The following is a 9,016-nucleotide window of genomic DNA, read 5'->3' as shown; positions in this document are numbered from 1 at the left end:
CGCTGCGCGGTGCAGCTCCCCGCCCCGCCCTTCCTCCGTTCCCCGGGCTCCGCCCGGACCCGTGCGCGTGCGGCGCCGCTGCCGGGGGCTCCGCCCCCGGACCCCCGCGCCTCAAACGCCGGCGAGGCTGGGGTGGGCCCCCGCGCCTCAAGCGCCGGCGGGGTTGGGGTGGGGTGGGCTCCGCTGGGACCCCGTGCGGGTGCGGCGCCGTTGCCGGGGGCGCTGCCCCCGGGCCCCCGCGCCTCAAACGCCGGCGGGGCTTGGTTGGGTGGGCGGGGAACGGAACGGCCCGCACCCCCCGGGAGGGGGTGCGGGCCGGTCCGGGGGTTGTGGTGGTTAGGCCTTGCGGAGGCGGAACGTCAGGGACAGGGGTTCGTCCGTGAACGGGGCGCCGTAGGAGGTGTCCGCCTCGCCCGTGGCGAAGTCGGTGGCCAGGACCTCGTCGGCGATGAGCGCCGCGTGGTCCGTCAGGGCCGTCACGACCTCCGCGTCCGGCGAGGACCACCGCAGGGAGATCCGGTCCGCGACGTCCAGCCCGGAGTTCTTGCGGGCCTCCTGGATCAGGCGGATCGCGTCACGCGCCAGGCCCGCGAGCCGCAGCTCCGGGGTGATCTCCAGGTCCAGGGCCACCGTGGCGCCCGAGTCCGAGGCCACCGACCAGCCCTCGCGCGGGGTCTCCGTGATGATGACCTCCTCCGGGGTGAGGGCCACGGTCTCACCGTTCACCTCGACCTCCGCGGAGCCGGCCCGCAGCGCCAGCGACAGCGCCGCCGCGTCGGCCGCGGCCACCGCCTTCGCGACGTCCTGCACGCCCTTGCCGAAGCGCTTGCCCAGGGCCCGGAAGTTCGCCTTCGCGGTGGTGTCGACCAGGGATCCGCCGACCTCCGAGAGGGAGGCCAGGGAGGAGACGTTCAACTCCTCCGTGATCTGGGCCTGGAGCTCGGGGGACAGGGCGTCGAAGCCGACGGCCCCGACGAGCGCGCGCGAGAGCGGCTGGCGGGTCTTGACGCCCGACTCCGCGCGGGTCGCGCGGCCCAGCTCCACGAGGCGGCGTACCAGCAGCATCTGCTGGGAGAGGGTCCGGTCCACCTGGGACGCGTCCGACTCCGGCCAGCTCGACAGGTGCACCGACTCCGGGGCCTCCGGGGAGACCGGAACGATCATGTCCTGCCAGACCCGCTCCGTGATGAAGGGGGTCAGCGGGGCCATGAGCCGGGTGACCGTCTCGACCACGTCGTGCAGGGTGCGCAGCGCGGCCGCGTCGCCCTGCCAGAAGCGGCGGCGCGAGCGGCGGACGTACCAGTTCGAGAGGTCGTCGACGAAGGAGGAGAGGAGCTTGCCCGCGCGCTGGGTGTCGTACGACTCCATCGCCTCGGTGACCTCGGCCGTGAGGGTGTGGAGTTCCGACAGCAGCCAGCGGTCCAGCACCGTGCGGTCGGCCGGCGCCGGGTCGGAGGCGGAGGGCGCCCAGTTGGAGGTGCGGGCGTACAGGGCCTGGAAGGCGACCGTGTTCCAGTACGTGAGGAGCGTCTTGCGGACGACCTCCTGGATCGTGCCGTGGCCCACGCGCCGCGCCGCCCACGGGGAGCCGCCGGCCGCCATGAACCAGCGGACGGCGTCCGCACCGTGCTGGTCCATCAGCGGGATCGGCTGGAGGATGTTGCCGAGGTGCTTGGACATCTTGCGGCCGTCCTCGGCGAGGATGTGGCCGAGGCAGACCACGTTCTCGTAGGAGGACTTGTCGAAGACGAGGGTGCCGACCGCCATCAGCGTGTAGAACCAGCCGCGGGTCTGGTCGATGGCCTCCGAGATGAACTGCGCCGGGTAGCGCTTCTCGAAGATCTCCTTGTTCTTGTACGGGTAGCCCCACTGCGCGAACGGCATCGAACCCGAGTCGTACCAGGCGTCGATGACCTCCGGCACGCGCACGGCGGTCAGGGCGCAGCCCTCGTGCGTGCAGGGGAAGGTGACGTCGTCGATGTACGGGCGGTGCGGGTCCAGCTGCGACTGGTCGGTTCCGGACAGCTCGCTCAGCTCGGCGCGGGAGCCGACGCAGGTGAGGTGGTCCTCCTCGCAGCGCCAGATCGGCAGCGGGGTGCCCCAGTAGCGGTTGCGGGACAGCGCCCAGTCGATGTTGTTGTTCAGCCAGTCGCCGAAGCGGCCCTGCTTGACGGAGTCCGGGAACCAGTTGGTCTTCTCGTTCTCCCGCAGCATCGCGTCCTTGACGGCGGTGGTGCGGATGTACCAGGACGGCTGCGCGTAGTAGAGCAGGGCCGTGTGGCAGCGCCAGCAGTGCGGGTAGCTGTGCTCGTAGGCGATGTGCTTGAAGAGCAGGCCGCGCGCGTCGAGGTCGGCGGTGAGCTTCTCGTCGGCCTTCTTGAAGAAGACGCCGCCGACGAGCGGGACGTCCTCCTCGAAGGTGCCGTCGGGGCGGACCGGGTTCACGACGGGCAGGCCGTACGCGCGGCAGACCGCGAGGTCGTCGGCGCCGAAGGCGGGGGACTGGTGGACCAGACCCGTGCCGTCCTCGGTCGTGACGTACTCGGCGTTCACGACGTAGTGCGCCGGCTCGGGGAACTCGACCAGGTCGAAGGGGCGCTGGTAGGTCCAGCGTTCCATCTCCTTGCCGGTGAAGGACTCGCCGGTGGCCTCCCAGCCCTCGCCGAGGGACTTCTCCAGCAGCGGCTGGGCGACGACCAGCTTCTGCTCGCCGTCCGTCGCGACGACGTACGTGACCTCGGGGTGGGCCGCGACGGCGGTGTTGGACACCAGGGTCCACGGGGTCGTCGTCCACACCAGGAGGGCCGCCTCGCCCGCGAGCGGGCCGGAGGTCAGCGGGAAGCGGACGTAGACGGAGGGGTCGACGACCGTCTCGTAGCCCTGGGCCAGCTCGTGGTCGGAGAGGCCGGTGCCGCAGCGCGGGCACCAGGGGGCGACGCGGTGGTCCTGGGTGAGGAGGCCCTTGTTGAAGATCTCCTTCAGCGACCACCACACGGACTCGACGTACTCGGGGTCCATGGTCCGGTAGGCGTCGTCCAGGTCGACCCAGTAGCCCATCCGGGTCGTGAGCTCGGCGAACGCGTCGGTGTGGCGGGTCACGGACTCGCGGCACTTGTCGTTGAACTCGGCGATGCCGTAGGCCTCGATGTCCTGCTTGCCGTTGAAGCCGAGTTCCTTCTCGACGGCGAGCTCGACGGGCAGGCCGTGACAGTCCCAGCCGGCCTTGCGGGCGACGTGGTAGCCGCGCATGGTGCGGAACCTGGGGAAGACGTCCTTGAAGACGCGGGCCTCGATGTGGTGCGCGCCGGGCATGCCGTTCGCGGTGGGCGGGCCCTCGTAGAAGACCCACTCGGGGCGGCCCTCGGACTGCTCCAGGGTCTTGGCGAAGGTCTTGCTCTCGCGCCAGAAGTCGAGGACGGCGTGCTCAAGGGCAGGCAGGTCGACCTGGGCGGGTACCGGGCGGTACTGCGGCGGTGTGGTCATGAGGCTGAACTCTTCCTCCGGCGGGGTGTCACTTCCGTCCGGAGGGACGAGAGCGCGTGCGGCTCCCGCGGTACCACCCTCCTTGGCCGCCGGACGTGTCCGATGGCCCCCTCATTGGGGTGCGAAGCCGGTTCTACTGGCCCTGCGGGCTTTCTTCCGGCGGCTCCGGGGTGATCCTTCGCATCGCGCTCGCCCCCGGGCTCTCACCGTCCCCGGGTCGCTCCTGGCTGCGTCCGACGCTACTCGTCCCCATCCATGCCTCTCGCTGGGCCCAGTGTACGGGCCGGGGCACGGCTCGGCAGACCGGTTTACGCCGGTCGGCGGCGGGGCGCGGGGCGGGTGCCGGTATGACCCGAATGGGCCGACGGGCCGGTCCGGGATCCACCGGGGCGGGCGGGGCGGATTACCGGGCGTCCCGCTGGGCACAACGGATGCAGGTTGACCTCGATGGACGCGTGCCCCGTTGCCGTGGGGTCGGAGCCGATTTATCGTTCCGGCACGATTCACAAACAAGATCACAGTATGTGAAAAGGGGCCGCGGCCATGGTGGCGAAGAAGACGGCGACACAGGAGGTGGCTGCTGTGCCAGGCTCCACGCCTGCCGCCGAGCGGGCCGCTCCGGCCAAGAAGACGACCGCGAAGAAGACGACCGCCAAGAAGGCGACCGCGAAGAAGGCCCCGGCCAAGAAGGCCGTGTCCGAGAAGGCCGCGGCCGGGACGGACGGGGTCGAGCAGGCCTCGGCCGCGAAGGCCGCGAAGGCGGTCAAGACGGTCAAGACCGTCAAGACGGTCACGGCGGCGAAGGCGGCCCGGACCGCCGGGGCTCCCGCCGCGAAGCGCACCACGAGCAAGGCCACGGCCAAGGCGGCCGCGGCCGAGGGGGCGGCCCCGGCCGCGCAGAAGACGGGAGCTCGGAAAGTGGTTGCCAAGAAGACTGCGGGTACGGCGAGGAAGGCGGCCACGGCCGCCACCAGCGGGCTCCCCAAGGCGCGCGCCACCGCGCCCCTTGCCCCGGGAGAGCTCGCCGTACGCCCCGGAGAGGACCCCTGGACCCCCCAGGAGGTCGAGGACGCCCGCACCGAGCTGCTGTCGGAGGTGCTGCGGCTGCGCGCCGAACTGGACGCCTCCGAGGTGGCGATCTCGGGCCTGATGCGGGACTCGGGCGACGGCGCGGGCGACGACCAGGCCGACACCGGCACCAAGAACATCACCCGGGAGTCCGAGCTCGCCCTCGCGGCGAACGCCAGCTCGATGCTGGAGCAGACCGAGCGGGCCCTGGAACGGCTGGAGGCGGGCACGTACGGGCTCTGCGAGAACTGTGGGCAGCCGATCGGCAAGGCGCGGATGCAGGCCTTCCCACGGGCCACGCTGTGCGTGGACTGCAAGCAGAAGCAGGAGCGGCGGCACTAGGCCGTCCCGTCCGGATCCCGCCGGGCGCGGTCCCCGCAGGTGGGCCCGGACGCCCCGGGGCGCGGGAAGCGGCCCGGGCCAGGGCGCCCGCGCGCACCCTGACGTACCCTCGTGTACCAGTCAGGGTCCAGGAACCTGGCGCGGCTGTGTTCGGCAACCTGGTTCGAGCTAGTTCGAGGGACTCACGTGGCAGAGGCGGAGCGCATCATCGGTACGCCGGAGGTCGGGGACGGCGCCGAGGCGCAGGCGGAGCCGGACGCGCCCAGGGGGCACCGGCGGATCGTGGCGCTGCTCGTGGTGGCGGCCCTCGCGTACCTGCTCGACCTCGGCAGCAAGATGCTGGTCGTGGCGAGGCTGGAGCACCAGCCGCCGATCGAGATCATCGGGGACCTGCTGAAGTTCGAGGCGGTCCGCAACCCCGGAGCCGCCTTCGGTTTCGGCGAGGCCTTCACGATCATCTTCACCTGCATCGCGGCGTCCGTGATCGTGGTGATCGTGCGGCTGGCGCGCAAGCTCTACAGCCTGCCGTGGGCGATCGCGCTGGGCCTGCTGCTGGGCGGTGCGCTGGGCAACCTCACCGACCGGATCTTCCGCTCGCCCGGCGTGTTCCGCGGCGCGGTCGTCGACTTCATCGCCCCCGCGCACTTCGCCGTCTTCAACCTCGCGGACTCGGCGATCGTGTGCGGCGGCATCCTGATCGTCCTGCTGTCGTTCAAGGGCCTGGACCCGGACGGCACCGTCCACAAGGACTGATCGCGGGGCGCTCGCGGGAATCCCGCTCTGCCGAGTCCTGCATACTCGACAGGTGAGTACGATTCCCGAGATCCGCACCCTGCCCGTTCCCGATGGCCTCGAAGGCGAGCGCGTCGACGCCGCCATCGCCCGTATGTTCGGATTTTCCCGGACGAAGGCGGCCGAACTGGCGTCGGAGGGGAAGGTCTCGGTCGACGGCAGCGTCGTCGGCAAGTCCGAGCGCGTGCACGGCGGCGCCTGGCTCGAAGTCGAGATGCCCACGCCGCCCCGCCCGGTCGAGCTCGTCGCCGAGCCGGTGCCGGGCATGGAGATCGTCCATGATGACGACGACATCGTCGTCATCATGAAGCCGGTGGGCGTCGCCGCCCACCCGAGCCCCGGCTGGACCGGCACCACCGTCATCGGCGGCCTCGCCGCGGCCGGCTACCGGATCTCCACCTCCGGTGCCTCCGAGCGCCAGGGCATCGTGCACCGCCTCGACGTCGGCACCTCCGGCCTGATGGCCGTGGCCAAGTCCGAGCGCGCGTACACCTCGCTGAAGAACCAGTTCCGCGAGCGCGTGGTCGACAAGCGCTACCACGCGCTGGTGCAGGGACACCCGGACCCGATGAGCGGCACGATCGACGCCCCGATCGGCCGCCACCCGAACGCCGACTACAAGTGGGCCGTGACCCAGGAGGGCAAGCCCTCCGTCACCCACTACGACCTGATCGAGGCCTTCCGCGCGGCCTCGCTGCTCGACATCAAGCTGGAGACCGGGCGCACGCACCAGATCCGCGTGCACATGTCCGCGCACCGCCACCCCTGCGTCGGCGACCTGACCTACGGGGCCGACCCGACCGTCGCGAAGCGGCTGGGGCTCACCCGGCAGTGGCTGCACGCGGTGCGGCTGGGCTTCGAGCACCCGTCGGACGGCCAGTGGGTGGAGTTCGAGAGCGGCTACCCGGCGGACCTGCAGCACGCGCTGGACGTGATCCGGGCCGAGAGTCAGTGACGGCCGCCGCCCCCTTCACCGTCCGCGTCGCCTCGTCGGAGGCCGACCTGGCCGCCTGCTTCGCCGTCCGGACCGAGGTGTTCGTCGTCGAGCAGTCCGTGCCCGAGTCCCTGGAGTACGACGCCTACGACGCGGTCGCGCTGCACCTGCTGGCCACCGGGCCGGACGGGGAACCGCTCGGTACCGGCCGGCTGCTGTACGGGCCCGAGGCCCTGGACAAGACCGGCTCGCCGGAGGTCGGCTCCCTCGGGCGGCTGGCCGTCACCAAGGCCGCGCGCGGGCTCGGCGTCGGCGTGGCGCTCGTCCGCGCGATCGAGGCGGAGGCGGAGCGGCTCGGGCTGGCCGCGGTCGATCTGGGCGCGCAGACGCATGCGCTCGGCTTCTACGAGCGGCTCGGGTACGTGGCCTACGGGGCGGAGTTCGAGGACGCGGGGATTGCGCACCGCTCCATGCGGGGGGCCCTGGCCGGGCGGTGAGCCGGGGCGGGGTGCGGCCCTGACCGGTGCCGGCCGGGTGGGCGGTGCCGGTGGGTCGGTGCGGCGCCGTTGCCGGGGGCGCTGCCCCCGGGCCACCGCGCCTCAAACGCCGGCGGGGCTGGGATTGGCCGGTGGGGTCGGGGTGGTGTGGGTTGATTCGGGGCGGGTGAGTGTGCGGCGGCGGGGGGTCGGGCGGGGCGGGGCTGGCAGGGTGGGGGAGTGGATCAGCTCGCCCTGTTGTTCGTGCTGCTGCTCGGAGCCGTCGTCACCGTTCCGCTCGGGGACCGGCTCGGGCTGCCCTCGCCGGTTTTGATGACCCTCGGCGGGATCGGGCTGGCACTCGTGCCGGCCGTGCCCAACGTGGACATCCCGCCCGAGTACATCCTGCCGCTGGTGCTGCCGCCGCTGCTGTACGCGTCCGCCCAGCGCACCTCCTGGCGGCAGTTCGCCGCCAACGTCCGGCCGATCCTGCTGCTGGCCGTCGCCCTCGTCTTCGTGACCACCGCCGCGGTCGCCGCCGTGGCCAACGCCGTCGTGCCCGGGCTGCCGGTCGCCGCCGCGGTCGCCCTCGGCGCGCTCGTCGCCCCGCCGGACCCGGTCGCCGCCACCGCCGTCGCCGGGTCGCTCGGCCTGCCGCGCCGGATGGTGTCCATCCTGGAGGGCGAGGGGCTGTTCAACGACGTCACCGCCATCGTGCTCTACCACGTGGCCGTCGCCGCCGCCGTCAGCGGCAGCTTCTCGTGGCCCGACGCGCTCGGCGAGTTCGTGCTGTCGGCGGTCGTGGCCGTGGCCGTCGGTCTCGGGCTCGGCTGGGCCACCAACCGGCTCATGGGACGGCTGGGGGACGCGACCCTCCAGATCGGCCTCACCCTGCTGGTGCCGTTCGTGGCGTACGTGGTCGCGGAGGAACTGGACGGGTCGGGGGTGCTGGCCGTGCTGACGACGGCCCTGTTCCTCGCCGAGTACGCGTCGGACGCCGACGACGTGCTGGGCCGCCTCGCCGGCCACACCTTCTGGGAAGTCGTCGACATGCTGGTCACGGGCGTGGCGTTCGGCCTGATCGGGCTCGAACTGCACAACGTCTTCGCGGTCGCGCGGGGCCGCGTCTGGGAGATGACGGGCTGGGCGGCCGTCGTCATCGCCGTGGTCGTCGGCGTGCGGCTCGTCTGGCTGCTGCCCGCGGGCTGGCTGGCGAAGAAGATGCACCGGCGGCGCGACTACGACGAGGAGATCCCGCTGAGCTGGCGGGAGAGCGTGGTCATGTGGTGGGCCGGGATGCGGGGGGTGGCCTCGGTGGCCCTGGCCCTGGCCATCCCCCTGCACACCGAGGCCGGCGAGCCCTTCCCCGGCCGGGACGAGATCGTCTTCATCGCCTTCGCGGTGATCATGGTGACGCTGGTGTGCCAGGGGCTGACGCTGCCCTGGCTGGTGCGGCGGCTGGAGGTGGAGGCGGACGTGGACGCCGAACGGGAGAGCGAGCGGCGGCTGGCGATCCGCGCCGCGAAGGCCGCGAAGCGCCGGCTCAAGGAGATCGAGGAGGTCGAGGACCTGCCCGAGGACCTCGTCGAGACCCTGTACCGGCGCGCGTACGACGTCGGGGCCAGGATCAGCCCCGACATGGTCGACGAGGAACGGCGCGAGGCCTACGCGCAGCGGGTCGAACGCATCCGGGACATCCAGCGCATCCAGCGGGAGATGATGTCCGCCGCCCGCCACGAGGTGCTGGCCGCGCGCAGCGAGCCCGGTTCCGACCCGGAGATCGTGGACCGCGTACTGCGCCACCTGGACGTGCGCAGCCTGCGCAGCTCCTAGGGCCTGTCGTCAAACTCCCGTCTGCCCCGCGACGCCTGGCACGCGCTCTCGCCGCACCGGGCGAAAGCCAAGTACGTCCAGTACGCGG

Annotated in this window: 6 protein-coding genes; 5 read left to right on the top strand and 1 reads right to left on the bottom strand. The window is 72.2% G+C overall.

Going from position 1 to position 9,016, the window contains the following annotated elements; genetic code table 11:
- Window positions 1-336: 336 nt before the first annotated feature.
- Window positions 337-3,483 (bottom strand): isoleucine--tRNA ligase, encoded by a 3,147-nt coding sequence (gene ileS, locus ABZZ17_RS39435; protein ID WP_356884119.1) that lies wholly within the window; start codon window positions 3,481-3,483, stop codon window positions 337-339.
- Window positions 3,484-4,065: 582 nt separating this feature from the next.
- On the opposite strand from ileS, the gene ABZZ17_RS39430 reads away from it, so the two are divergent.
- The 5 genes from ABZZ17_RS39430 to ABZZ17_RS39410 all read left to right on the top strand — a co-directional run bounded on the left by ABZZ17_RS39430 (window position 4,066) and on the right by ABZZ17_RS39410 (window position 8,928).
- A complete protein-coding gene (locus ABZZ17_RS39430; protein WP_356884117.1) occupies window positions 4,066-4,893 on the top strand; it encodes a TraR/DksA C4-type zinc finger protein in 828 nt (275 codons plus the stop codon).
- Between the two features lie 186 nt (window positions 4,894-5,079).
- Window positions 5,080-5,646, top strand: a complete 567-nt coding sequence (gene lspA, locus ABZZ17_RS39425) for a signal peptidase II (RefSeq protein ID WP_356884115.1) — start codon at window positions 5,080-5,082, stop codon at window positions 5,644-5,646.
- Window positions 5,647-5,698: 52 nt separating this feature from the next.
- Complete coding sequence (locus tag ABZZ17_RS39420) at window positions 5,699-6,640, top strand: RluA family pseudouridine synthase (protein ID WP_356884113.1); 942 nt, start codon at window positions 5,699-5,701, stop codon at window positions 6,638-6,640.
- Window positions 6,637-7,116, top strand: a complete 480-nt coding sequence (locus ABZZ17_RS39415) for a GNAT family N-acetyltransferase (protein ID WP_356884111.1) — start codon at window positions 6,637-6,639, stop codon at window positions 7,114-7,116. The genes ABZZ17_RS39420 and ABZZ17_RS39415 overlap by 4 nt, the downstream gene beginning before the upstream one ends.
- A 219-nt stretch (window positions 7,117-7,335) precedes the next feature.
- Window positions 7,336-8,928: a Na+/H+ antiporter gene (locus ABZZ17_RS39410; protein WP_356884109.1), complete on the top strand. Its 1,593-nt coding sequence runs from the start codon at window positions 7,336-7,338 to the stop codon at window positions 8,926-8,928.
- The last annotated feature ends 88 nt before the right edge of the window (window positions 8,929-9,016 follow it).

The sequence above is a fragment of the Streptomyces sp. NPDC006512 genome, assembly GCF_040611935.1.
Classification (GTDB): domain Bacteria; phylum Actinomycetota; class Actinomycetes; order Streptomycetales; family Streptomycetaceae; genus Streptomyces.
Note: the sequence above shows the minus strand (reverse complement) of the source record. Positions and strands in the feature narration are given on the sequence as shown.